Origin of the sequence: Pseudomonas sp. BP01, assembly GCF_022760795.1 — a bacterium.
Taxonomy (GTDB): Bacteria; Pseudomonadota; Gammaproteobacteria; order Pseudomonadales; family Pseudomonadaceae; genus Aquipseudomonas; species Aquipseudomonas putida_Q.
Genome location: NZ_JAFBKA010000001.1, coordinates 17,425 through 41,316, shown reverse-complemented (window position 1 = coordinate 41,316; position 23,892 = coordinate 17,425). Strand labels below are relative to the sequence as shown.

25 protein-coding genes are annotated in these 23,892 nt (G+C 63.6%); 6 read left to right on the top strand and 19 right to left on the bottom strand.

What is annotated here, in order from left to right:
* Positions 1-73 precede the first annotated feature (73 nt).
* Positions 74-817 carry a substrate-binding periplasmic protein gene (locus JOY50_RS00150; protein WP_405045957.1) on the bottom strand — a complete coding sequence of 248 codons (744 nt, stop codon included), beginning with the start codon at positions 815-817 and terminating at the stop codon, positions 74-76.
* A gap of 148 nt (positions 818-965) precedes the next feature.
* On the opposite strand from JOY50_RS00150, the gene dnaX reads away from it, so the two are divergent.
* The 3 genes from dnaX (at position 966) to recR (ending at position 4,403) form a co-directional block, all read left to right on the top strand.
* Positions 966-3,041 carry a DNA polymerase III subunit gamma/tau gene (dnaX, locus tag JOY50_RS00145; RefSeq protein ID WP_138737461.1) on the top strand — a complete coding sequence of 692 codons (2,076 nt, stop codon included), beginning with the start codon at positions 966-968 and terminating at the stop codon, positions 3,039-3,041.
* Between the two features lie 64 nt (positions 3,042-3,105).
* A complete protein-coding gene (locus JOY50_RS00140; protein WP_016488349.1) occupies positions 3,106-3,441 on the top strand; it encodes a YbaB/EbfC family nucleoid-associated protein in 336 nt (111 codons plus the stop codon).
* 359 nt (positions 3,442-3,800) lie between these two features.
* The gene (gene recR / locus JOY50_RS00135) at positions 3,801-4,403 is read left to right on the top strand and encodes a recombination mediator RecR (RefSeq protein ID WP_114170166.1); all 603 of its coding nucleotides are present in this window, start codon (positions 3,801-3,803) and stop codon (positions 4,401-4,403) included.
* 41 nt (positions 4,404-4,444) lie between these two features.
* On the opposite strand, the gene JOY50_RS00130 is transcribed toward recR, so the two are convergent.
* From JOY50_RS00130 to ccoN (JOY50_RS00055), 16 genes are all read right to left on the bottom strand, one after another.
* Entirely contained in the window at positions 4,445-4,993 is a 549-nt protein-coding gene (locus JOY50_RS00130; protein WP_019473383.1) for an adenine phosphoribosyltransferase, read from the bottom strand.
* A gap of 55 nt (positions 4,994-5,048) precedes the next feature.
* Positions 5,049-5,783 (bottom strand): Crp/Fnr family transcriptional regulator FnrA, encoded by a 735-nt coding sequence (fnrA, locus tag JOY50_RS00125; protein ID WP_012273416.1) that lies wholly within the window; start codon positions 5,781-5,783, stop codon positions 5,049-5,051.
* A 186-nt stretch (positions 5,784-5,969) separates the two neighbouring features.
* Entirely contained in the window at positions 5,970-7,352 is a 1,383-nt protein-coding gene (hemN, locus tag JOY50_RS00120; RefSeq protein ID WP_132845292.1) for an oxygen-independent coproporphyrinogen III oxidase, read from the bottom strand.
* 104 nt (positions 7,353-7,456) lie between these two features.
* Positions 7,457-8,140 (bottom strand): sulfite exporter TauE/SafE family protein, encoded by a 684-nt coding sequence (locus JOY50_RS00115; RefSeq protein ID WP_132845290.1) that lies wholly within the window; start codon positions 8,138-8,140, stop codon positions 7,457-7,459.
* Entirely contained in the window at positions 8,133-8,348 is a 216-nt protein-coding gene (gene ccoS, locus JOY50_RS00110) for a cbb3-type cytochrome oxidase assembly protein CcoS (protein ID WP_016498640.1), read from the bottom strand. Before ccoS ends, JOY50_RS00115 begins: the two co-directional genes overlap by 8 nt.
* Positions 8,327-10,801: a heavy metal translocating P-type ATPase gene (locus tag JOY50_RS00105; protein ID WP_243054617.1), complete on the bottom strand. Its 2,475-nt coding sequence runs from the start codon at positions 10,799-10,801 to the stop codon at positions 8,327-8,329. The genes ccoS and JOY50_RS00105 overlap by 22 nt, the downstream gene beginning before the upstream one ends.
* Positions 10,802-10,940: 139 nt before the next feature.
* Positions 10,941-11,471: a FixH family protein gene (locus tag JOY50_RS00100; RefSeq protein WP_063423133.1), complete on the bottom strand. Its 531-nt coding sequence runs from the start codon at positions 11,469-11,471 to the stop codon at positions 10,941-10,943.
* Positions 11,472-11,486: 15 nt separating this feature from the next.
* The gene (gene ccoG, locus JOY50_RS00095) at positions 11,487-12,902 is read right to left on the bottom strand and encodes a cytochrome c oxidase accessory protein CcoG (RefSeq protein ID WP_138737460.1); all 1,416 of its coding nucleotides are present in this window, start codon (positions 12,900-12,902) and stop codon (positions 11,487-11,489) included.
* Positions 12,903-13,160: 258 nt separating this feature from the next.
* Positions 13,161-14,141 carry a cytochrome-c oxidase, cbb3-type subunit III gene (ccoP, locus tag JOY50_RS00090; protein ID WP_016498644.1) on the bottom strand — a complete coding sequence of 327 codons (981 nt, stop codon included), beginning with the start codon at positions 14,139-14,141 and terminating at the stop codon, positions 13,161-13,163.
* Positions 14,138-14,329 carry a CcoQ/FixQ family Cbb3-type cytochrome c oxidase assembly chaperone gene (locus JOY50_RS00085; RefSeq protein ID WP_024718181.1) on the bottom strand — a complete coding sequence of 64 codons (192 nt, stop codon included), beginning with the start codon at positions 14,327-14,329 and terminating at the stop codon, positions 14,138-14,140. Before JOY50_RS00085 ends, ccoP (JOY50_RS00090) begins: the two co-directional genes overlap by 4 nt.
* Positions 14,330-14,334: 5 nt before the next feature.
* Positions 14,335-14,943, bottom strand: a complete 609-nt coding sequence (gene ccoO, locus JOY50_RS00080) for a cytochrome-c oxidase, cbb3-type subunit II (protein ID WP_132845281.1) — start codon at positions 14,941-14,943, stop codon at positions 14,335-14,337.
* Positions 14,943-16,385 (bottom strand): cytochrome-c oxidase, cbb3-type subunit I, encoded by a 1,443-nt coding sequence (gene ccoN / locus JOY50_RS00075; protein ID WP_019473374.1) that lies wholly within the window; start codon positions 16,383-16,385, stop codon positions 14,943-14,945. Before ccoN (JOY50_RS00075) ends, ccoO (JOY50_RS00080) begins: the two co-directional genes overlap by 1 nt.
* A gap of 451 nt (positions 16,386-16,836) precedes the next feature.
* On the bottom strand, positions 16,837-17,778 hold the full coding sequence (ccoP, locus tag JOY50_RS00070) for a cytochrome-c oxidase, cbb3-type subunit III (RefSeq protein ID WP_138737458.1): 942 nt from the start codon (positions 17,776-17,778) through the stop codon (positions 16,837-16,839).
* Positions 17,775-17,978, bottom strand: coding sequence for a cbb3-type cytochrome c oxidase subunit 3 (locus tag JOY50_RS00065; protein WP_028613387.1), 204 nt, complete (start codon positions 17,976-17,978; stop codon positions 17,775-17,777). The genes ccoP (JOY50_RS00070) and JOY50_RS00065 overlap by 4 nt, the downstream gene beginning before the upstream one ends.
* Before the next feature lie 5 nt (positions 17,979-17,983).
* Complete coding sequence (gene ccoO / locus JOY50_RS00060; RefSeq protein ID WP_016488336.1) at positions 17,984-18,592, bottom strand: cytochrome-c oxidase, cbb3-type subunit II; 609 nt, start codon at positions 18,590-18,592, stop codon at positions 17,984-17,986.
* A gap of 13 nt (positions 18,593-18,605) precedes the next feature.
* Positions 18,606-20,030, bottom strand: a complete 1,425-nt coding sequence (gene ccoN / locus JOY50_RS00055) for a cytochrome-c oxidase, cbb3-type subunit I (protein WP_016498649.1) — start codon at positions 20,028-20,030, stop codon at positions 18,606-18,608.
* Between the two features lie 50 nt (positions 20,031-20,080).
* Between ccoN (JOY50_RS00055) and JOY50_RS00050 the strand changes: the two genes are divergently transcribed.
* Entirely contained in the window at positions 20,081-20,773 is a 693-nt protein-coding gene (locus JOY50_RS00050; RefSeq protein ID WP_132845279.1) for an alpha/beta family hydrolase, read from the top strand.
* 114 nt (positions 20,774-20,887) lie between these two features.
* Here JOY50_RS00050 and JOY50_RS00045 read toward each other — a convergent pair whose 3' ends face one another.
* Positions 20,888-21,172: a pyrimidine/purine nucleoside phosphorylase gene (locus tag JOY50_RS00045; RefSeq protein ID WP_016498651.1), complete on the bottom strand. Its 285-nt coding sequence runs from the start codon at positions 21,170-21,172 to the stop codon at positions 20,888-20,890.
* A 73-nt stretch (positions 21,173-21,245) separates the two neighbouring features.
* Positions 21,246-21,797 carry an exonuclease domain-containing protein gene (locus JOY50_RS00040; protein WP_132845277.1) on the bottom strand — a complete coding sequence of 184 codons (552 nt, stop codon included), beginning with the start codon at positions 21,795-21,797 and terminating at the stop codon, positions 21,246-21,248.
* 182 nt (positions 21,798-21,979) lie between these two features.
* Here JOY50_RS00040 and JOY50_RS00035 point away from each other — a divergent pair, with 182 nt between their 5' ends.
* Together JOY50_RS00035 and JOY50_RS00030 are read left to right on the top strand one after the other, a co-directional pair.
* Positions 21,980-22,780, top strand: a complete 801-nt coding sequence (locus JOY50_RS00035; protein WP_132845275.1) for an ABC transporter substrate-binding protein — start codon at positions 21,980-21,982, stop codon at positions 22,778-22,780.
* A 63-nt stretch (positions 22,781-22,843) separates the two neighbouring features.
* On the top strand, positions 22,844-23,857 hold the full coding sequence (locus JOY50_RS00030; RefSeq protein ID WP_063423126.1) for a GNAT family N-acetyltransferase: 1,014 nt from the start codon (positions 22,844-22,846) through the stop codon (positions 23,855-23,857).
* Positions 23,858-23,892: the final 35 nt, after the last annotated feature.

Here is a 23,892-nt window from a genome sequence, read left to right as displayed (position 1 = left end):
GTTCGCGGGTGAACCCGCTCCCACAGGGGGCGCGCAAGCTTCGCGAGGGTTGCCTTCCATCAGATGGGCCGGATCAGGGCCGGGCCACAGACATATTGTCCGGGTCGCCCGCTCCCCCATACCGCTGCACAATCCGCTCGATCTCCCCCGACTGCTTCATTCTTACCAGCGCCCGCAACAGCGCTTGTGTCGGTATCGCCGGATCGTTGCGCACCATGCACCCCAGGTCCTGTTCTTCCAGCACCGCCAGCGCCTGCAATTGCTGCTCGGCTGGCAAGCCTTGGTTGAACCACTGCAACGACAGCTGGTTGCTCACCGCATGCCGATACCGCCCGGCCTGCAGCTTTTGCAGCACCAGCAACTGGCTGCGGCTGTCCTCACGGTGCAGCTGGCCCTTGTCCAGCAGCGGTTGCAGGGTTGAATAGGTGTAGCCCAGCACCGTGCCGATAGCCTGGGGTGGCAGCTGCTCCGGCGGCATCGGGGTGCTGTCGCTGACGCGGCCAACCAGCACGTCGCGCTGGTGAATCAGCGGGATACTCCACACAAAATCCCCCGGTCGGTCATTGAGCCACCGGGTGCTGACGTAGCAACGCACATCGATGTCGCCGCTGCTCATGGCCTCCTCCAGGCGCAGGCGGGCCATGACGTGGTACTCGGGACGTGCGCCCACTTCCTTGGCAACGGCCTGTGTCAGGTCGTAAAGCAATCCCTCCACTGGCTGGTCGCCTTCGAGGCGCACCAGTGGCATGCCCCAGCTCTCGGCCACAGAGAAGCGCAGTACCGGCTGTTCCGCCAGGCTGTAAGCGGACCAGAGCATCAGAAGCGCCAGCAGAATTGGCAAAGGCGTATCCTCCCTGAACAACGCGCCTGTCTCAAAGCGTAGACGACGCGCGCAGGGTGCAATTTTGCCCCCGCTCCGCTAGCATTAGCGATCTTCCGCTCTATCAGGCTACGATGGTTTTTCGATGAGTTATCAGGTTCTTGCACGTAAATGGCGTCCGCGCTCGTTCCGCGAAATGGTCGGCCAGGCCCATGTGCTGAAGGCCTTGATCAATGCCTTGGACAATCAGCGCCTGCACCACGCCTACCTGTTCACCGGTACCCGGGGCGTGGGCAAGACCACCATCGCCCGTATTATCGCCAAGTGCCTGAACTGCGAGACCGGCATCACATCGACGCCGTGCGGCACCTGTTCGGTGTGCCGTGAAATCGACGAAGGCCGCTTCGTCGACCTGATCGAGATCGACGCCGCCAGCCGCACCAAGGTCGAGGACACCCGCGAACTGCTGGACAACGTGCAGTACGCCCCGAGCCGTGGGCGCTTCAAGGTCTACCTGATCGACGAAGTGCACATGCTCTCGACCCACTCGTTCAACGCCTTGCTCAAGACGCTGGAAGAGCCGCCGCCCTACGTCAAGTTCATCCTCGCCACCACCGACCCGCAGAAGCTGCCGGCCACTATCCTGTCGCGCTGCCTGCAGTTCTCGCTGAAGAACATGAGCCCGGAGCGGGTGGTTGAACACCTCAGCCACGTACTGGCCGCCGAAAACGTGCCGTTCGAGCCGGATGCCCTGTGGCTGCTAGGCCGTGCGGCCGATGGCTCGATGCGTGACGCCATGAGCCTGACCGACCAGGCCATCGCCTTTGGCGAAGGCAAGGTGCTGGCCGCTGACGTGCGGGCCATGCTTGGCAGCCTGGATCACGGCCAGGTCTATGGCGTGTTGCAGGCGTTGCTCGAAGGCGATGCCCGTGCTTTGCTGGAGGCCGTGCGCAACCTGGCCGAGCAGGGCCCCGACTGGGCTGGCGTGCTGGCCGAGATGCTGAACGTGCTGCACCGTGTGGCCATTGCCCAGGCGCTGCCGGAGGCAGTGGACAACGGCCAGGGCGACCGTGAGCGCGTGCTGGCGCTGGCTTCGGCCTTGCCCGCCGAGGACGTACAGTTCTATTACCAGATGGGCCTGATCGGCCGCCGAGACCTGCCGTTGGCGCCGGACCCGCGTGGTGGTTTCGAGATGGTCCTGCTGCGCATGCTGGCGTTCCGCCCGGCCGATACCGACGACGCGCCGAAACCGGTGCTAAAGCCAGTGGGGATCAGCCAAGCCACAGCTGATCCTGCAGCGCCGGTGGCAGCCTCGGCGTCGGCCGCGCCCTCATCGCCTGTCGCGGCCGTACCGGCAGAGCCTGTGGCGGCTGCCCCACAGCTCGAAGTGCCTGCACCTGCGACAGCCGACCATGAGCCGGAGGCCGAGCCAGACGTTGAGCTGCAGGCCGAGATCGAGGCCATTTCCGTACCCGAGCCTGTTGCGCAGGTGGTCGACCTGCCGTGGGAAGAGCCGGCAGCTGCACCCGCGCCGGTAGCGGCTGAACCTGCGCCTGAGCCCGCACCAGCGCCCGAGCCTGTTGCCCCTGCGCCGGCACCCCAGGCCACCGCGACCCACGACGAGCCGCCTTTCGACCCCTCCGCCTACGCAGCCGTAGGCATGGATCGTGACGATGAGCCGCCGCTGGACGAAGACTATTACGGTGGTGAAAGCGACCCGGTCGGTTTCAGCTACCTGGACGAGTTGGCCGAACATGTGCAGGAAGAGGTGTCCAAGCCGGCGGCCGAACCGCTGCCGGCAGCCAAGCCGGCCACCGGGCTGGCCCTGCAATGGCTGGAATTATTCCCACAGTTGCCTGTGTCCGGGATGACAGGCAACATCGCGGCAAACTGTACGCTGATTGCCGCCGATGGCGACGATTGGCTGCTGCACCTGGACCCTGGCCAGGGCGCGCTGTTCAACTCGACCCAGCAAAGGCGCCTGAACGAAGCGCTCAACCAGCACCTGGGGCGCACGCTGAACCTGCGCATCGAGCTGATCCTGCCCGAGCAGGAAACCCCGGCCCAGGCGGCCTCGCGCAAGCGTGCAGAGCGCCAGCAGGACGCGGTCAGCTCTATCGAGCAGGATCCGTTGATCCAGCAGATGATCAAGTTGTTCGGTGCCAAGGTGCGGCAGGATACTATTGAGCCTGTAGAGGCCCTGGCCAAACAGGGCCAGTAACCGATAACCATGCGGCTGGCCCTGCGCCGGGCCGCATCACATGACCCAATCGAGGTATACCCCCATGATGAAAGGTGGCATGGCCGGCCTGATGAAGCAGGCCCAGCAGATGCAGGAAAAGATGCAGAAAATGCAGGAAGAGCTGGCCAACGCCGAAGTCACCGGCCAGTCCGGTGGCGGCCTGGTGAGCGTGGTGATGACGGGGCGTCACGACGTCAAGCGCGTCAGCATCGACCAAAGCCTGATGTCGACCGACGAGGACGACAAGGAAGTGCTGGAAGACCTGATTGCCGCCGCGCTGAACGATGCCGTGCGCAAGATCGAGCAGAGCAGCCAGGAAAAGATGGGCGGCATGACCGCCGGCATGCAACTGCCACCGGGCTTCAAGATGCCGTTCTAAGGGCATTGCGAGACCGGAAACCGCCGCTGACATCAGCGGCGGTTTTTTTTGCGAAGATTTCAACTCAGGCGCGGTCTGCTTTTTATGTGGGAGCAACTGTTTTGCTCAAACGTTGAAATTTTGCACGATCACTGTGGGAGCGGGCATGCCCGCGAACACGGGCGAAGCCCGTGCCATCCACCGTGCAGCCTGCTTCGCGGGCATGCCCGCTCCCACTGTGACCGCGCTAGCTTTCCCGTTTTGTGCAAGGCAGTTGCTCTCACCTAACTGCAGGCCGCGCAGGCTTTGGGTGATGTGATTTGACGCCACTGCCCCTGCTGGGTATAAACCGCCTCTTATTGATTTGTCAGGCCATTCCCATGAGCTTCAGCCCCCTCATCCGCCAACTGATCGACGGCCTGCGCATCCTGCCGGGTGTCGGTCAGAAAACCGCCCAGCGCATGGCCTTGCAACTGCTCGAGCGTGACCGCAGCGGCGGCCTGCGTCTGGCCCAGGCCCTGACCCAGGCCATGGAAGGGGTTGGCCATTGCCGCCAGTGCCGCACCCTGACCGAGCAGGAGCTGTGCCCGCAATGCGCCGACACGCGCCGCGACGATACCCAGCTGTGCGTGGTCGAGGGGCCGACCGATGTGTATGCGGTGGAGCAGACGGGCTACCGTGGCCGCTACTTTGTGCTCAAGGGGCACCTGTCGCCGCTGGACGGCCTGGGGCCGGAGGCAATTGGCATTCCGCAGCTGATGGCGCGCATCGAGGAGCAGGGCACTTTCACCGAGGTGATCCTGGCGACCAACCCGACGGTGGAGGGCGAGGCCACGGCGCATTACATTGCGCAATTGCTGAGCGAGAAGGGGTTGGTGGCGTCTCGGATTGCCCATGGTGTGCCGCTGGGCGGCGAGCTGGAGATGGTGGATGGCGGGACCTTGGCCCATGCCTTTGCAGGGCGGCGGCCAATTTCGCTCTGATTCAAAAATGCTGGGGCTGCAAAGCAGCCCCAAAAGCCAACTCAGTATTCGCTGAGGGTGAATTCGGTCAGGCAGAAGGTTGGCACACCCGCGGCCTGAAGCCGGCGCGACCCCTCCAGCTCCGGCAGATCAATGATCGCCGCCGCCTCGAACACCTGCGCCCCGGTACGACGCACCAGGTTGGCCGCCGCCAGCAGCGTACCGCCAGTGGCGATCAGGTCATCGAAAATCAACACCGAATCCCCTTCGCACAGGCTGTCGGCATGCACTTCCAGGAAGGCTTCGCCGTACTCGGTCTGGTAACCCTCGCTCAGCACGTCAGCCGGCAGCTTGCCTTGCTTGCGGAACAGGATCAGCGGCTTGTTCAACTGGTGGGCGATGATCGAACCAATCAAAAAGCCCCGCGCGTCCATGGCACCAATGTGGCTGAACTCAGCCTCGACATAGCGCTCGATGAACTGGTCGGCCACATAGCGCAGCCCGCGCGGCGATTGGAACAGCGGGGTGATGTCGCGGAAGATCACGCCCGGTTTGGGGAAGTCCACTACCGGGCGGATCAGGGCTTTGAGGTCGAAGGCGTCGCTGTGCATTGTTGCGGGTATCCTGGGAAAACGAATGCCCAAGTATACCCGCTAAACGCCGGCCTCAGGCCTCGATTGCACCACCGGCCAGCGCACACAGCTGGATCGGGTCGAGGATGTGCACTTCCTTGCCCTCGGCACGAAGCAGGCCGTTTTGCTGGAAGCGGGTGAATACCCGCGACACGGTTTCTACCGCCAGGCCCAGGTAATTGCCTATTTCGTTGCGCGACATGCTCAGGCGGAACTGGTTGGCCGAATAGCCGCGGGCGCGGAAGCGCGCCGACAGGTTGACCAGGAAGGTGGCAATGCGCTCGTCGGCGGTCTTTTTCGAAAGCAGCAGCATCATTTGCTGATCGTCGCGGATTTCCCGGCTCATGACCCGCATCAGCTGGCGACGTAGTTGCGGCAGTTGCACCGACAGCTCGTCAAGCCGCTCGAAGGGGATTTCGCATACCGAGGTAGTTTCCTGGGCCTGGGCCGACACCGGGTAGGCTTCGGTATCCATGCCCGACAGGCCGACCAGCTCGCTGGGCAGATGGAAGCCGGTAATCTGCTCTTCGCCGCTGTCGCTGAGGCTAAAGGTTTTCAGGGCGCCGGAACGTACCGCGTAGACCGAGCCGAAATTGTCACCTTGGCGGAACAGGAACTCGCCTTTTTTCAGCGGCCGGCCACGCTTGACGATTTCATCCAGTGCATCCATGTCTTCCAGGTTCAGCGAAAGAGGCAGGCACAGGGGGGCCAGGCTGCAATCCTTGCAATGGGCCTGGTTGTGTGGGCGCAGTTTGACTGGCTCGGACATTTGAATCGATCCTTGTGGGAAAGCACACATAAGTCGTAAGGGTAACCTACGACACAGGGTGTAGGCCAGCGTGCGCGTTGATGGTGCGCCCTGGCGAAACCCCGGCAGACGTCCTGCCGGGAGTCCTTGTGTGCCCATAGTGTGCCTGGCAAGGAGGCTTGTCCATGCGGTTGAACGACTCGGTTTTCAGATAACCCGCGAGAAACGCTGGCGGTTGTGCATCGCCAGGTAGGCGTCGAACACCATGCATACCGAGCGCGCCAGCAGGCGGCCGGCCGGCAGGATGCGGATGCCCTTGTCGTCCAGGCTGATCAGGCCGTCGCGCTGCAAGGTCAGCAGCTCGGGCCAGAGGTCGTTGAAGTAACCGCGAAAATCGATGGTGAAGGCTTGTTCGATGGGTTCGAAGTCCAGCTCGAAGTGGCAGATCAGTTGCTGGATTACCGCGCGCCGGATGCGGTCGTCGTGGTTGCACAGCAAGCCGCGCTGGGTGGCCAGCTGGGCATTGGACAGGCTCTCCTGGTAGGTGTTGAGGTCGCTGCTGTTCTGGCAGTACAGGTCACCGATCTGGCTGATGGCCGACACCCCCAGGCCGATCAGGTCGCAGTGCCCGTGGGTGGTGTAGCCCTGGAAGTTGCGCTGCAAGGTGCCTTCTTCCTGGGCGACGGCCAGTTCGTCGTCCGGCAGGGCAAAGTGGTCCATGCCGATGTAGCGGTAGCCGGCGGCGGTCAGCTGCTCGATGGTGGCGTGCAGCATTTCCAGCTTGGTGGCCGGGCTGGGCAGGTCGTTGTTGTCGATGCGCCGCTGTGGCATGAAGCGCTCGGGCAGGTGGGCATAGTTGAATACCGACAAGCGGTCGGGTTGCAGGCGGATCACTTCTTCGACGGTGCGCGCAAAGCCTTCCGGGGTTTGCTTGGGCAGGCCGTAGATCAGGTCCAGGTTGACCGAACGGAACTGCAGGGTGCGCGCAGCCTCGATCAGTGTGCGGGTTTGCTCAAGGCTCTGCAGGCGGTTGACCGCACGCTGCACGGCCGGGTCGAGGTCCTGTACGCCCAGGCTGACGCGGTTGAAACCCAGCTCGCGGAGCAGGCCCATGGTCGACCAGTCCGCCTCGCGGGGGTCGATCTCGATGCCGTAGTCGCCGGAATCGTCGTCCAGCAGGTGGAAGTGCTGACGCAGGGTGGCCATCAGCTGGCGCAGTTCCACATGGCTGAGGAACGTTGGCGTGCCGCCGCCAAAATGCAGCTGCTCAACACGCTGCTTGGGCCCCAGGTGGCAGGCGATCAGCTGGATTTCCTGCTCCAGGCGCTGCAGGTAGGGTGCGGCGCGCGCGCGGTCCTTGGTGATGACCTTGTTGCAGGCGCAGTAGTAGCAGATGTTGGCGCAGAACGGCACGTGCACGTACAGCGACAGTGGCCGCACGGCTCGACGGCTCTCGCGCAGGGCGTGGAGCAGGTCGAACGAGCCCACCTCGCTGTGCAGTTGCACGGCGGTCGGGTAGGAGGTGTAGCGTGGCCCGGCCAGATCGTAGCGGCGGATCAGGTCGGTATCCCAACGAAGGTCGTCGAGCATGAGGGCGGTCCCCGGAAAGAGCAGCAGTGTTCCGGAGTCTATGGTTGTCTGTAGAAATCAGTGTTGATTTGTATCAAGGGCATTGGGGCTGCGAAGAAGCCCCTTCAATGCCCCATCAGCCAGTGTTGGTGTGGGCCCGGCAGAGTCCAGATACCGAATAGCATCACCAGCACACCGCCTGCCACCCGCACGCTGCGTCGCCGCAACAAGGCGTTTACCCGTTCGGCCGCCAGCCCGGTGGCCAGCAATACCGGCCAGGTCCCAAGCCCGAACGCGAGCATCAACGCCGCACTGTACCCGGCGTTGCCCTGGCTGGCTGCCCACAGCAGGGTGCTGTACACCAACCCGCACGGCAGCCACCCCCACAGGGCGCCCAGCAGCAACGCCCGGGGCAGGCTGGACACCGGCAACAAGCGCGACGCCACCGGCTGGATATGCCGCCACAGCCCGCGCCCCAGGGCTTCGATGCGGGTCAGCCCGCTCCACCAGCCGGCCAGGTACAGCCCCATGGCGATCAACAACAGTGCCGCCACCACCCGCAGCCCCAGGGCCGCCGGGCTGCTGGCCACGGCCCAGCCGGCCAGGCCGAGCAACAGGCCGGCGCTGGCGTAACTGAAAATGCGCCCAAGGTTGTACGCCAGCAGCAGGCGCAAGCGCCGGCCACGTTGTTCCGGCGGGATGGCCAGGGTCAGCGCGCCCATCAGGCCGCCGCACATGCCCAGGCAGTGGCCACCGCCAAGCAGGCCCAGGACCAGTGCCGAGCCCAGCAGGGGAAGCAGGTCAGGCACGGGGTGGTGGTTCCTTGTCGGCGTCGGCCGGGGTGTCGTCAGGCTTTACCGCGGCCTGGTGGCGCGGGTCCTGGTCGTCGAACAAGATGCTGTGGGCAGGGCCTTCGAGGTCGTCGTACTGGCCGCTGTCCACTGCCCAGAAGAAGATGTACACGGCCACCCCGACCAGCAGCAGGGCTGCGGGGATCATGACATAGAGGGCGGGCATGGGGACTTCCTCCCGGGCAGGGGCGCTTCGGTTTTCGGCAAGCCCGATACCAGCGGCATGCGGGTAAGGCGCAGGGCATTGAGCACCACGATCAGCGAACTGACCGACATGCCGATGGCCGCCCACACCGGGGTGATCCAGCCGAGCGCGGCAAACGGCAACATCAGGCCATTATACAGGGTGGCCCACAGCAGGTTCTCGAGGATGTTGCGGCGGGTGCGGCGGGCCAGGTCAAAGGCCTGCACCAAGGCTTGCAGGCGATTGGACAGCAGTACGGCGTCGGCGCTGGTCTTGGCAAGGTCGGTGGCGCTGCCCATGGCGATGCTGATGTCGGCAGCGGCCAGCACAGGCACGTCGTTGACCCCGTCGCCGAGCATCAGCACCTTGCGCCCGGCTGCCTGTAGCGCCTTCAACCGGTCCAGCTTGTCGTCCGGGCGCAGGCCGCCAATGGCCTGGTCGATGCCCAGTTGCGCGGCCACCTCGGCCACCGTTGGCGAGCTGTCGCCCGACAGCAGCAGCGTGCGCCAGCCTCGGGCCTTGCAGGCAGCGAGCAGCGCCGGTGCGTCGTCGCGCAGTCGGTCGTCCAGGCCAAACCAGGCCAGCGGCCCCTGGCGGTCACCCAGTAGCAGCCACTGGCCGCGTGGTTCCGGCACGCCGGGTATTTGCGCACCGCTCAGGGCGCAGGCGAAAGTGGCCTGGCCGATACGCAGGCGCTGGCCGTCTACCTGCCCTTCCAGGCCCAGGCCTGGCACGGTCTGCACGTCTTCGGCGGGTATGGCGGTGCGGCCGAAGGCGCGGGCGATCGGGTGTTCGGAGCGGTTTTCCAGGGCGGCGGCCATGGCCAGGCAGCGGTCAGCGGGCAGGCTGCCGAGCGGGCGAATGCTGCGCAAAGTCAGGCGGCCTTCGGTCAGTGTGCCGGTCTTGTCGAAGATTACCGTGTCGATCTGGTTAAGGCCTTCGAGGACATGACCGCGGGTTATCAGCAGGCCCAGCTTGTGCAGGGTGCCGGTGGCGGCAGTCAGCGCCGTTGGCGTGGCCAGCGACAGTGCGCAAGGGCAGGTGGCCACCAGCATGGCCAGCACGATCCAGAACGCCCGTGCAGGGTCCAGGTACCACCACCACATGCCGATGGCCACGGCAGCCACCAGCGAGAACAGCAAAAACCACTGCGAGGCCCGGTCGGCGATTTCGGCCAGGCGTGGTTTTTCGGTCTGGGCGCGCTCCAGCAGGCGGACGATGGCCGAGAGCCGCGAATCGTGACCGAGGGCTTCGACTTCCACGTGCAAGGTGCTTTCGACATTCAGCGTACCGCCGGTGACGCGCTCGCCCACGCAGCGCGGTTGCGGCAGGTATTCGCCGGTCAGCAGCGACTCGTCGATGCTGGAGCGGCCTTCGACGATGCGCCCGTCGGCGGGGATTACCGCGCCGGGCAGCACCTGCACCGTGTCGCCGCAGTGCAGCTCGCTGAGCAGGATGCGCTCGCTGTGGCCAAGGGCGTCCAGGCGCAGGCACGAGGCCGGCAGCAGGTTGACCAGCTGCGCGGTGGCCGCAGCCGTGCGTTCGCGGGCACGGCGCTCCAGGTAGCGACCGGTGAGCAGGAACAGGGCGAACATGCCCACGGTGTCGAAATACAGCTCACCGCTGCCGGTGATCGCGGTCCAGATGCCGGCGCCGAAAGCCAGGGCGATGGCCAGCGACACCGAAACGTCCATGGTCAGGTGGCGTGTGCGCAGGTCGCGTGCTGCGCCTTTGAAGAACGGCGCGCAGCTGTAGAACACGATGGGGATGGTCAGGAACAGGGCCACCCAGCGCAGGATGGTGTGCAGTTCAGGTGACAGGTCGATGTTGAATTCCGGCCAGGTGGCCATGGTCGCCATCATTGCCTGGAACCACAGCAGCCCGGCCACGCCCAGGCGGCGCAGGGCGCTTCGGTTCTCTTGGGCCAGTTGCTCGGCGGCCTTGTCGGGCTGGTAGGGGTGGGCGGCGTAACCGATCTGGCGCAACTCGGCGAGCAGGCGTGACAGCGGCAGTTGCTTGTCGTCCCAGCTCAGCAGCAGGCGGTGGTTGGACAGGTTAAGGCGCGCCTCGGCGACGCCGGGCAGGTTGCGCAGGTGCTTCTCGATCAGCCAGCCGCAGGCGGCGCAGCTGATGCCTTCGACCAGCAGGGTAGTTTCGGCCAGCTCGCCCTGGTGGCGGACGAAGGTTTGCTGCACATCGCTGCGGTCGTACAGGGCCAGTTCGTCCTGCAACTGCCTGGGCAGGGCCTCGGGGTTGGCGCTGTTGTCACTGCGGTGCTGGTAGTAGTGCTCCAGGCCACCGGCGACGATCGACTCGGCCACCGCCTGGCAGCCGGGGCAGCAGAACTGCCGGGGCTGGCCGAGCACCACGGCGGTGAAGCGGCTGCCGGCGGGGACGGGCAGGGCGCAGTGGTAGCAGGGGGTGGGCTGGGTCATAAGGTAAGCACGACTGCTCAGGCAGATATGAAACCCTGTGGGAGCGGGCGTGCCCGCGAAAGCGTCAGGCCTGAAAACACCTTTGGCTGAGCTACCGCATTCGCGGGCATGCCCGCTCCCACAGGGATTTGCGTTGTTGCTACTGTTGGTGCTCTGCACCTTGCAGGGCTTCGTCACCCAGCTGCAAGGTCACACCATGCTCCACTTTTTCCTCTTCGAACAAGCGCCACACCTGGCCCCCTTCGCTGCCCAGCAGTTCCACAAAGCGGCGCCCGTCGACCTTGTCCTCCAACTGCCCCACATACCGCCCTGCATCGACCCGGCTCAGCAGCACCTTGCGGTCCTTCTCTGGCTGGGTTGGCGAAATCAGGTTCAGCTCCAGGTTTTGCGGGCCACTGCTGCCGGTCAGGCGCAGGTCCACTTCGCCAGTCAGTTCGTCCAGGTGCACGGTGGCCTTCAGGCTCAGTTGCTGCGCCAGCAGTTCGCGGTCCAGCGAGCGGTTGATGCCTTTGCCGGCCTCGTAGTAGTTGTCGTTCACCAGGTTGTCCGGGTTGCGCACGGCAATGCTGACCATGGTCAGGCTCAGGCACACCGAGGTGGTGAGGATGCCGATGATGATCCAGGGCCAGAGGTGCTTGTACCAGGGGCTGGCGGCGGTGGCGGCAGGCATTGTTCGTCATCTCTCTTAGCGGATCTGTGGGCCGATGAAGCGGCTCTTGGCTTCAACCTGGGCGTCGCTGTCGTCGGCGCTCTTGAGGGTGAAGGTGATTTCGTTGGTGGTCGATGGCAGTTTCTCGGGGGCGACCGACAGCTGCACGGGCAGGCTGACGATATCGCCGGCAGCCACGCGGATCTCGCGCTGGCCTTCAAGCTTGAGGTCCGGCAGGCCGGCAGCGTCCAGTACGTAGACGTGGTCGCGCTGGTCCTTGTTCATCACTTTCAGGCTGTACACGTTTTCGATCCGGCCCTGGGCGTTCTCGCGGTACAGCACGCGGTCTTTGCTCACATCGAAACCGACCAGTGAGCGGGTGGCGAAGGCAGTCGCCAGGCCAATCATCATCACCAGCAGCACTGCGGCATAGCCGATCAGGCGTGGGCGCAGCATGTGGGTTTTCTGCCCGGACAGGTTGTGTTCGGTGGTGTAGCTGATCAGCCCTCTGGGGTAGTTCATCTTGTCCATGATGCTGTCGCAGGCGTCGATGCAGGCGGCGCAACCGATGCACTCGATCTGCAGGCCGTCACGGATGTCGATGCCGGTTGGGCAGACCTGCACGCACATGGTGCAATCGATGCAGTCACCCAGGCCTTGGGCCTTGTAGTCGGTATCTTTTTTACGTGGCCCACGGGTTTCGCCACGGCGCGGGTCGTAAGACACGATCAACGTGTCCTTGTCGAACATCACGCTCTGGAAGCGTGCATAGGGGCACATGTACACGCACACCTGTTCGCGCAGCCATCCAGCGTTGCCGTAGGTGGCGAGGGTGAAGAAGCCGACCCAGAAGTAGGCCCAGCCATCGGCCTGGCCTGTGAAGAATTCGATGACCAGCTCGCGGATGGGCGAGAAATAGCCGACAAAGGTCATGCCGGTGACAAAGCCGATCAGCAGCCACAGGCTGTGCTTGGCGAACTTGCGCAGGAACTTGTTGCCGCTCATGGGGGCTTTGTCGAGCTTCATGCGCTGGTTGCGGTCGCCTTCGGTGACCTTTTCGCACCACATGAAAATCCACGTCCACACGCTTTGCGGGCAGGTGTAGCCGCACCACACACGGCCTGCGTACACGGTGACGAAGAACAGGCCGAAGGCAGCGACGATCAGGATGCCCGACAGCAGGATGAAGTCCTGCGGCCAGATGGTGGCGCCGAAGATGTAGAACTTGCGCTCGGGCAGGTTCCACCATACGGCCTGGTGGCCACCCCAGTTCAGCCACACGGTGCCGAAGTACAGCAGAAACAGCACTGCACCGCCGACCATGCGCAGGCGGCGGAACAGGCCAGTGAAGGCGCGGGTGTAGATTTTTTCCCGGGAGGCGTAGAGGTCGACGGAATCCTTCCCTTTGCTGGCAGGCGGGGTCACATCATGTACCGGAATTTGCTTGCTCATCATCAAGTCCCACGGCAGTGGAGAAACGCCGCGGCCAGTGCGTGCCGGCCGCAGTCTCGCGCAATCTGCTAGCGCTCTGCGGTCCATGATACGCCGCTGATGGCAGTATGGGGCCGCACTGCGACCTTTAGTCGCGTTGGGTTCGTGGTGTGAATCGTGTTATGGCGGGTGTCAATTGATCCAGGTCATCAGCCTGCCAGAAATGCACTGGCTGTACCGGCCTCTTCGCGGGCTTGCCCGCGAAGAGGCCAGGCCTGATTACTCGGCCTTGGCCTGCGCCTGGTCCCGTTGCGACAGGCTGTAGACATAAGCCGCCAGCAAGTGCACTTTGTCGTTACCCTGCAGCTGTTCTTGCGCCGGCATCTGCCCTTGGCGGCCATAACGAATGGTCTGCTGCAGCTGGGCAAAGCTCGAACCGTAGATGAACGCCTGTGGGTGGGTCAGGTTCGGTGCACCCATGGCGGGCGTACCTTTGCCTTCCGGCCCGTGACAGGCCACACAGTTGGCGGCGAAGATCTTCTGGCCGTTCTCGGCGTCGGCCTTCGCGCCCTCAGGCAGGGTGCGGCCATCGAGCTTGCTGACCACGAATGCAGCCACGTCGGCCACGCCCTGATCACCGATCACTTCGGCCCAGGCCGGCATCACGCCGTGGCGGCCGCCCATGATGGTGGTCTTGATGGTTTCCGGCTCGCCGCCCCAGCGCCAGTCGTTGTCGGTCAGGTTGGGGAAGCCGAAAGCGCCCTTGGCGTCGGAACCGTGGCATACCGAGCAATTGGAAGCGAACAGCCGTGCGCCCATTTTCAGTGCTTGCGGGTCCTTGGCCACCTCTTCGATGGGCATGGCGGCGAACTTGGCGAAGATCGGCCCGAAGCGGGCGTCGGCCTTGGCCATTTCCTTTTCCCACTCGTGCACGCCGGTCCAGCCCGGCTGGCCGTTGGAAAACTCGGTCTGCTTGTCGTTGTCCAGGTACGAGTAGCCCGGCAGGATGCCTTTCCAGTTGCCCAGGCCCGGGTACAGCACCAGGTAGCCGAGGGCGAAGATGATAGTGCCGACGAACAGCCAGAACCACCATTTGGGCAGCGGGTTGTCATATTCCTCGATGCCATCGAAGGCATGCCCGACGGTTTCGTCGGTGACCTCTTCGCGCTGGCCCTTGCGGGTCGACAGCAACAGCCAGGTCAACGAGAAGATGGTGCCCAGGGTCAGGACGGTAACGTACAGACTCCAGAAGGTTGTCATTGTTTTTTGCTCCCAGAAGCTTTTGCTTGCTCGACGTGCCGGGTGGCCTCGGGGTCATCCGCGAAGGGCAGTTGGGTCGCTTCGTCGAAGTCCTTTTTACGCCGTGGGTTGAACACCCACAGCGCCAGGCCCACGAAGGCCACCATCACCACGACGGTGCCCAGGCCGCGAATCATCCCGATATCCATCAGCGTCACCGTTTGCTCTTGATGATGGTGCCAAGACCCTGCAGGTACGCGACGATGGCGTCCATTTCGGTCTTGCCCTTGACCGCGTCACCCGCGCCGGCGATGTCGGCATCGGTGTACGGGGTACCGAGTGTGCGCAGCACCTCCAGCTTCTTCGCGGTGTCCTTGCCATCGAGCTTGTTCTCGACCAGCCACGGGTAGGACGGCATCTTCGATTCCGGTACTACGTTGCGCGGGTTGTACAGGTGCGCACGGTGCCAGTCATCGGAGTAGCGGCCGCCAACGCGGGCCAGGTCCGGCCCGGTACGCTTGGAGCCCCACAGGAACGGGTGGTCCCACACGCTCTCGCCGGCTACCGAGTAGTGGCCGTAGCGCTCGGTTTCGGCGCGGAACGGCCGGATCATCTGCGAATGGCAGCCCACGCAGCCTTCGCGGATGTAGATATCGCGGCCTTCCACCTCCAAAGCGGTGCGCGGCTTCATGCCTTCGACAGGCTTGTTGGTAACGTCCTGGAAAAACAGCGGGACGATCTGGGTCAAACCACCGACGCTGACGGCGATGACCATGAAGAAGGCCAGCAGGCCTATGTTCTTCTCGACGGCTTCATGCTTCATCAGTGCGCTCCCACAACGACGATCTTGGCGGCTTCTTCAGCCTGTACCGGGTTGGCGGCACGTACGGTACGGAACACGTTATAGGCCATCAGCAGCATGCCGCTGGCGAAGAACGCACCGCCCAGGGCGCGGACGATATAGCCAGGGTGGCTGGCCTGCAGGGCTTCGACGAAGGAGTAGGTGAGGGTGCCGTCATCGTTGATGGCGCGCCACATCAAGCCTTGGGTAATGCCGTTGACCCACATCGAGGCGATGTACAGCACGGTGCCGATGGTGGCCAGCCAGAAGTGCGCGTTGATCAGGCCGATGCTGTGCATCTGCTCGCGACCGTAGAGTTTCGGGATCATGTGGTACACGGCGCCGATCGAGATCATTGCCACCCAGCCGAGGGCGCCGGCGTGGACGTGGCCGATGGTCCAGTCGGTGTAGTGCGACAGGGAGTTCACGGTCTTGATGGCCATCATCGGGCCTTCGAAGGTGGACATGCCGTAGAACGCCAGCGAAACGACCAAAAAGCGCAGGATCGGGTCGGTGCGCAGTTTGTGCCAGGCGCCCGACAGGGTCATCATGCCGTTGATCATGCCGCCCCAGCTTGGCGCCAGCAGGATGATCGACATCACCATGCCCAGCGACTGCGCCCAGTCGGGCAGGGCGGTGTAGTGCAAGTGGTGCGGGCCGGCCCAGATGTACAGGGTGATCAACGCCCAGAAGTGCACGATCGACAGGCGATACGAGTAGATCGGCCGCTCGGCCTGCTTGGGCACGAAGTAGTACATCATCCCCAAAAAGCCCGTCGTGAGGAAGAAGCCCACGGCGTTGTGGCCGTACCACCACTGGATCATCGCGTCGGTGGCGCCGGCATAGGCCGAGTACGACTTGAACAGGCTGACCGGCAGCGAGATGTGGTTGACGATGTGCAGCATCGCGGTGACCACGATGAAGGCGCCATAGAACCAGTTGCCGACATAGATGTGCTTGGTCTTGCGCTTGACGATGGTGCCGAAGAACACCAGCCCGTAGGTCACCCAGACGATGGCCAGCAGGATCGCCAGCGGCCACTCGAGCTCGGCGTATTCCTTGGTGGTGGTGTAGCCCATCGGCAGGGTGATCAGCGCGCCGACGATCACCGCTTGCCAACCCCAGAAGGTGAAGGCGGCCATGCTGTCGGAGATCAGCCGGGTCTGGCAGGTGCGCTGCACCACGTAGTAGCTGGTGCCGAACAGCGCACAGCCCCCGAAGGCGAAGATCACCAGGTTGGTGTGCAGCGGGCGCAGGCGGCCGAAGCTGGTCCAGGGCAGGTCCAGGTTCAGTTGCGGCCATACCAGCTGCGAGGCGATGAAGACGCCGAGGCCCATGCCAAGGATCCCCCAGACCACCGTCATGATGGCGAACTGGCGGACGACCTTATAGTTATAAGCAGTCGGACTGATTGCTGTGCTCATTCTAAGGTTCCACGGTTTTAATGTTCTTGTTGGTCGAAAAATCGGCGCCAGTATTGATAACCAGCAAGGCTACTGCAACGCAACTTTGGTACGCCGACCCGTGTCCGGGCCCGTTCACTGATGTCCCGCAGTGATCGGGTCTGGACGATTGTACACAAATAAATATTTGTAATGTGTACCGTTTTTCACCTTTTTCTGATCGATCGGTCAAGCTTTTTTTGGGGCGGCGACAGGCTATGCGCCGCGTCTGCTTCAGTCCTTTCGGAGCGAAGCCCACTGAGGCAACAAGCTTAGTTGTGTTCGGAGGGGGTGCAAGGGAGGGAGTACGGCGGGAGAGAGCTGGGGCTGCTCTGCAGCCCTTTCGCGACACAAGGCCGCTCCTACAGAACGAATGCGGTCCCTTGTAGGAGCGGCCTTGTGTCGCGATGGGCCGCAAAGCGGCCCCGGGGTACTACTTGGAGGTCACCGTTTCAGCAGCACTATCCTGCGACAGGCTATACACATAAGCCGCCAGCAGGTGCACCTTGTCGTTGCCCTGGATATCGGCCTGTGCCGGCATCTGCCCTTGGCGACCATAACGAATGGTCTGCTGCAGCTGGGCAAAGCTCGAGCCGTAGATGAACGCCTGCGGGTGGGTCAGGTCGGGTGCGCCCATGGCAGGGGTACCCTTGCCTTTAGGCCCGTGGCAAGCCACGCAGTTGGCAGCGAAGATCTCTTTGCCCTTGACCACGTCGGCCTTGTTCCCTTCAGGCAGGCTGCGGCCGTCCAGGTTGGTCAGCACGAATGCGGCCACATCGGCCACGCCCTGATCACCGATCACCTCGGCCCAGGCCGGCATCACACCATGGCGGCCATTCATGATCGAAGCCTTGATGGTTTCTGCTTCGCCGCCCCAGCGCCAATCCTTGTCGGTGAGGTTGGGGAAGCCGAAGGCACCCTTGGCGTCCGAGCCGTGGCACACCGAGCAGTTGGAGGCAAACAGGCGGCTGCCCATCTTCAGCGCCTGCGGGTCCTTGGCGACTTCTTCCACGGGCATGGCGGCGTACTTGGCAAAGATCGGGCCGAACCTGGCGTCAGCCTTGTCCATCTCCTTTTGCCATTCGTTGACGCCGGTCCAGCCATTTTCATAGCCCGGCAGAATGCCTTTCCAGTTGCCCAGGCCCGGGTAGAGGATGAGGTAGCCGACCGAGAACACCAGGGTGCCGACGAACAGCCAGAACCACCACTTGGGCAGCGGGTTGTCGTACTCCTCGATGCCGTCGAAGCTGTGGCCCATGGTCTGGTCGGTGGTGTTTTTGCTCTCGCCCTTGCGGGTGGCGAGCAGCAGCCAGGTCAGGCCGATCAGGCTACCGATGGTCAGTACGCTGATGTACGTACTCCAGAAGGTGGTCATTGCCCGTTACTCCTTGCAGCAGTCGTGGCAGCAGGTTCCTGCCCGGCAGGGGGCAGGCGGTCGTCGACGAAGGGCAGCAGGCGCGCTTCGGCGAAATCACGGTCGCGGCGGCGGTTGAAAACCCACAGGGAGAGGCCGATGAAGGCGATCATCACCACCAGGGTGCCCAGGCCGCGGATCATGCCGATGTCCATTTCCATCGCACTCACCTCTTGTTCTTGATCGCGGTGCCAAGCACCTGCAGGTAGGCGACCAGTGCATCCATCTCGGTCTTGCCTTTGACCGCGTCACGGGCGCTGGCAATGTCGTCGTCGCTGTACGGCACGCCCAGGGTGCGCAAGGTGCGCATCTTGACGTCGGTGTGGCTGTTGTCGACCTGCTGGGCGACCAGCCACGGGTACGACGGCATCTTCGACTCCGGCACCACGTTGCGCGGGTTGTACAGGTGCGCGCGGTGCCAGTCGTCCGAGTAGCGGCCGCCAACGCGGGCCAGGTCCGGCCCGGTACGCTTGGAGCCCCACAGGAACGGGTGGTCCCACACGCTTTCGCCGGCCACCGAGTAGTGGCCGTAGCGCTCGGTTTCGGCGCGGAACGGGCGGATCATCTGCGAGTGGCAGCCCACGCAGCCTTCGCGGATGTAGATATCGCGCCCTTCCAGCTGCAGCGCGGTGTAGGGCTTCATGCCTTCCACCGGCTTGTTGGTGACGTCCTGGAAGAACAGCGGGACGATCTGGGTCAGGCCGCCGATACTGACGGCGAACACCATCAGCAGGGCCATCAGGCCGACGTTTTTCTCGATGACTTCATGTTTCATCAGGCGTTTCTCCTCAAGCCAACTGGGCGTTCGCAGGGGCGACGTCAAGCGCTGGCGAACGCACGGTGCGCCAGGTGTTCCAGGCCATCAGGAACATGCCGCTGAGGAAGATCGCGCCGCCGACGAAGCGCACGACAAAGCCTGGATGGCTGGCCACCAGGGTTTCCACGAACGAATAGGTGAGCGTGCCGTCGCTGTTGACTGCGCGCCACATCAGGCCCTGGGCGATGCCGTTGACCCACATCGAGGCGATGTACAGCACGGTGCCGATGGTGGCCAGCCAGAAGTGCGCGTTGATCAGGCCAAGGCTGTACATGCGTTCCTTGCCGAACACTTTCGGGATGGTGTGGTACAGCGCACCGATCGAGATCATTGCCACCCAGCCGAGGGCACCGGCATGCACGTGGCCGATGGTCCAGTCGGTGTAGTGGGACAGGGCGTTGACCGTCTTGATGGCCATCATCGGGCCTTCGAAGGTGGACATGCCGTAGAACGCCAGCGACACCACCAAAAAGCGCAGGATCGGGTCGCTGCGCAGTTTGTGCCAGGCCCCCGACAGGGTCATCATGCCGTTGATCATGCCGCCCCAGCTCGGTGCCAGCAGGATCAGCGACATCACCATGCCCAGCGACTGCGCCCAGTCGGGCAGGGCGGTGTAGTGCAGGTGGTGTGGGCCGGCCCAGATGTACAAGGTGATCAGCGCCCAGAAGTGCACGATCGACAGGCGATAGGAATACACCGGGCGCTCGGCCTGCTTGGGCACGTAGTAGTACATCATCCCCAGGAAGCCCGCAGTCAGGAAGAAGCCTACCGCGTTGTGGCCGTACCACCACTGCACCATGGCATCGGTGGCGCCGGCGTAGACCGAGTACGACTTGGTCAGGCTGACCGGCAGCTCCAGGTTGTTGACGATGTGCAGAAGCGCCACGGTGAGGATGAAGGCACCGAAGAACCAGTTACCCACGTAGATGTGCTTGGTGTTGCGCTTCATCAGCGTGCCAAAGAACACGATGGCATAGCCCACCCAGACGATGGTGATCAGGATGTCGATCGGCCATTCCAGTTCGGCGTATTCCTTGGAGCTGGTGTAGCCCAGTGGCAGACTGATGGCCGCCAGCAGGATCACCAGTTGCCAGCCCCAAAACGTGAACGCGGCCAGGCGCGGTGCAAACAGGGTGGTCTGGCAGGTGCGTTGCACCGAATAATAGGAGGTGGCAAACAGCGCGCAGCCGCCGAAAGCGAAGATCACCGCATTGGTATGCAGGGGGCGCAGGCGGCCGAAGCTGGTCCAGGGGAGGTCGAAGTTGAGGGAAGGCCAGGCAAGCTGGGCGGCGATGAAGACGCCGAGCCCCATCCCGACGATTCCCCACACCACCGTCATGATGGCGAATTGGCGGACCACCTTGTAGTTATAGGCGGTACTGCTGGTTGTGTTCATGTATGGGTTCCCATCCACGGTTATTTGGCAGGCTTTACAGCGAGGCAAGCATGATTAATGGGCAAAGTGCCGGTATTGACGGGGATCAATGGGCGAAGGTCGGAAATGTCCCAGGCTTGCGCTGCGATCCTCCACAGGTTCAGGGCATGGACGGCTACAAGGGCTGCCTGATCCTGGCCCACGGCGCAGGTGCGCCGATGGACAGCGGGTTCATGGAAGAAATGGCGCAAAGGCTTGCGGCGCTTGGGGTAGCGGTGGTGCGCTTCGAGTTCCCGTACATGGCCGAGCGCAGGGTTGGCGGCGGCAAGCGGCCGCCGAACCCGCAGAAGGTGCTGCTGGAATGCTGGCGCGAGGTGTACCGGCAGGTGCGACCTTTGGTCGCGGGCAAGTTGGCCGTGGGTGGCAAGTCCATGGGCGGGCGCATGGCGAGCCTGTTGGCTGACGAACTGGGCGCGGATGCGCTGGTGTGCCTGGGCTATCCGTTCTATGCGGTGGGTAAACCCGAGAAGCCCCGGGTGGAGCACCTGGCCGGGCTGAAAACACCGACATTGATCGTGCAGGGCGAACGGGATGCGCTGGGTAACCGCGAGGCGGTGGCGGGGTACGCGTTGTCGCCGGCAATCGAAGTGAGCTGGCTAGTGGCGGGGGACCATGACCTGAAGCCGTTGAAGGCCTCGGGGTTCAGCCATGAGCAGCATATGCAGACGGCGGCGGAACGCGTTGCTGATTTCCTGAAGGATTAGTGCTGGATTCTTCGCGGGCTTGCCCGCTCCCACAAGGGCCGCATCCTTTCAAAGATCGGCGCAGAACCCTGTGGGAGCGGGCATACCCGCGAAGAGGCCGGCACAGGCTGACGCTTAGTCGCGGTACTCGCACAGGTAAGCGGTGTCCACCTTCACCTGCAGCTGGAACTTGCTGTTGGCGGCAACATTGAACTTGTCGCCCGCATTGAAGGTTTCCCAGTTGTCGCTGCCTGGCAGCTTCACGGTCAGCGCGCCCGATACCACGTGCATGATTTCGCGCTTGGCAGTGCCGAACTCGTATTCGCCCGGGGCCATGACGCCGACAGTGGCTGGGCCTTCCTCGCCCGCGAATGCGATCGACTTGACGGTGCCGTTGAAGTACTCGTTGACCTGGAACATGGGCGACTCCTGAAAAGGGGGAGTAAAAAGGGCTGGCCAGTATGCCCAAGCCCACAGGCCTCGTCATCTGCTTTCAGGTGCTGCTGGCGGGCAGGGTCAACGGCAATAGCCGCGCCGTGTTGCGTGCATCTTCAAGGGCCCGGTGCTGCTGCCCGCAAAAGTGCATGCCGGCCAGGTGCAGGGCACCGTTCAGGCCGGTGGGGCGCTGCAGGTGGCGGGCTTTGGCAAAGCGTTGCTTGAGGTTGATGTGCGGCAAGGTCCGTAGCAGGCTGTCGAGCCCGTGAAGCTGCCATTCCTGGTGCAGTTGCTGGCGGTCGTAGTCGCCCCAGCTGACCCAGGCCTGAAGCTGCTCACGGTGGGGCCCGAGCCAGCGCTCGAAGCTTGCCCACACTTCGCGAAACGGCGCAGCGCTGTCCACATCGGCCTGGCTTATGTGTGTGAGTTCGCGGCAAAACGGGGTCAGCTGTGGCCGCCGCCGTGGCCGCACGAAACACTGAAAGTGGTCGACCTCGCGGCCTTCGCGGGTAACCAGGCTAGCGCCGATTTCAATGACTTCCATCTCTGTGACCGGCCACCCACCCTCGTCGGTGGTGGCTTCCAGGTCGATCACCAACCAATGGCCCATACCAGGCTCCCTTGCAGATCCTGCTAGAGCGTAGCCAAACTCCGCGCATACGGCACCCCCTGGCATTTTGCCGCCCGTTCTGGAACCAAGAGTGGCACAAACAGCAGACACAGCAGTTGTGCCGCTTCCGGAAAACGCCTAGCTTAAGCGAACCCAGGCATGAACCGTGATGAGCGTCCGTCTTGACTCCAGCGCCCGGCCTCAAGGCCTTGTCCACCCTGATGTTGCTGGCCGTGCACTGGCTGGCGGTGCCAGCATGGGCTGCCGACGCCGTCGAGGTGAAGATTGGCGCGGCGCATTTCCCGCCCTACACGGTGCGCCCTGAACAGGGGGCCGACACCGGCCTGCTGCCGCAACTGGTCGACGCGCTCAACCGCTTGCAGCAGGGGTACCACTTTGTCCTGGTGCCCACTTCCATCCAGCGGCGTTTTGGTGACTTCCAGCAAGGCCGTACCGACATGGCGATTTTCGAGAACCCGCAATGGGGCTGGGAGCAGATTGCCCACCAGACCGTGGATATGGGCCTGGAGGATGCCGAAGTGTTCGTTGCACGCCAGGCCAATGGCAGCGATCCGCATTACTTCGATGACCTGCGTGGCAAACGTTTGGCATTGTTCAACGGATATCACTACGCGTTCGCCCGCTTCAATTCCGACCCGGACTACCTGCGCACAACCTATAACGCGACCCTGACCTACTCCCACGACAGCAACCTGCTGATGGTGCAGGCTGGCCGCGCCGATATCGCCCTGGTCACGCGCTCCTACCTCAGCGATTTCCTGGCGCGCAACCCGGCCAGCAGGGCGCAGCTGGTGCCTTCGCAACGCATCGATCAGGTCTATCACCACTACGCCCTGCTGCGCCCGGGGGCGCCTATCGGCGAGCAGTCGTTCGCCGGCCTGCTGCGCAGCCTGCGTGACAGCGGTGAACTGGCACGGATCTTCGAGCCCTACCGCATCACGGTCGCGGCCCCCCAAGACTAAATTCATACGCTGCGCCAGCGTTCTCAGCAGTGAGCCTTTTCTTCATTTTCGTGAGTCCAGCCCATGCCGTTCGATGCCGCTTCGCAGCCCCTGTCACCGCCACGCTGGCGCAGCCTCAGTGCCGAGGAGGGTGACAGCTGGCTAAGCCTCACCCTCGAAGGCCGCCCACTGATCCAGGTGCGCCTGGAGGCGGGCGCTACCTTGCACGTCCACCTCGAGCGCGTCTGCCATGAGCGCCCCTATGAAGCCTTGTGGGCTGCCTGCTACTGGCTGCTGTCCCGCGATACGGCCCGCCAGCGCCTGGTCTGGCACTTGCCCGAGGTACAGCCCCAGGCACTGGCCAGTGGCTTGCTGCTGGAGGCTGAGCAAGCTGGCCAGTACCTGTGCGAGCGGGCGCTGTTCTGGCAGCTGCCACAGCCATGGCTGGGTGATGCGCTGGCCTCGGTGTACCCGCAGCAGATGCAGATCAGTAACGGCAAGCGTCACCCGCGGCGGGCGCCCAAGCCCCGTGGAGAGGTGTACCGGCGCTTCGATGCGCGCCTGGGTAGCTGGGTATCGCTGCGCACGCTGGAGATCGAGCACGACCTGGAGCGTTTCAACCGCTGGCAGAACAACCCGCGGGTGGATGCGTTCTGGCAGGAGGGCGGTACGCTGGCGCAGCACCGCGAGTACCTGGGCAAGCTGGAGGCCGACCCGCATACCCTGACGTTGATCGGCTGCTTTGATGATGAGCCGTTTGCCTACTTCGAGGCGTACTGGGCCAAGGAAGATCGCATTGCTCCGTTCTACCCGGCCGATGACTACGACCGCGGCATCCACATGCTGGTAGGGGAGGAGAGCCATCGCGGGCCGCACAAGGTGGCCAGCTGGCTATCGGCGCTGGTGCACTACCTGTTCCTGGATGACCCGCGTACCCAGCGGGTGGTGGCTGAGCCACGTGCCGACAACGGCAAGATGATCGGCTACATGCACGACCAGTGTTTCCATTGCGACAAGGAGTTCGACTTCCCGCACAAGCGTGCGGCGCTGATGATTCTGGGGCGGGAACGGTTCTTCGATCGCTGCAAGCTGGCTTGAGTCCCAAGGGGCCGCTTTGCGGCCCATCGCCGGCA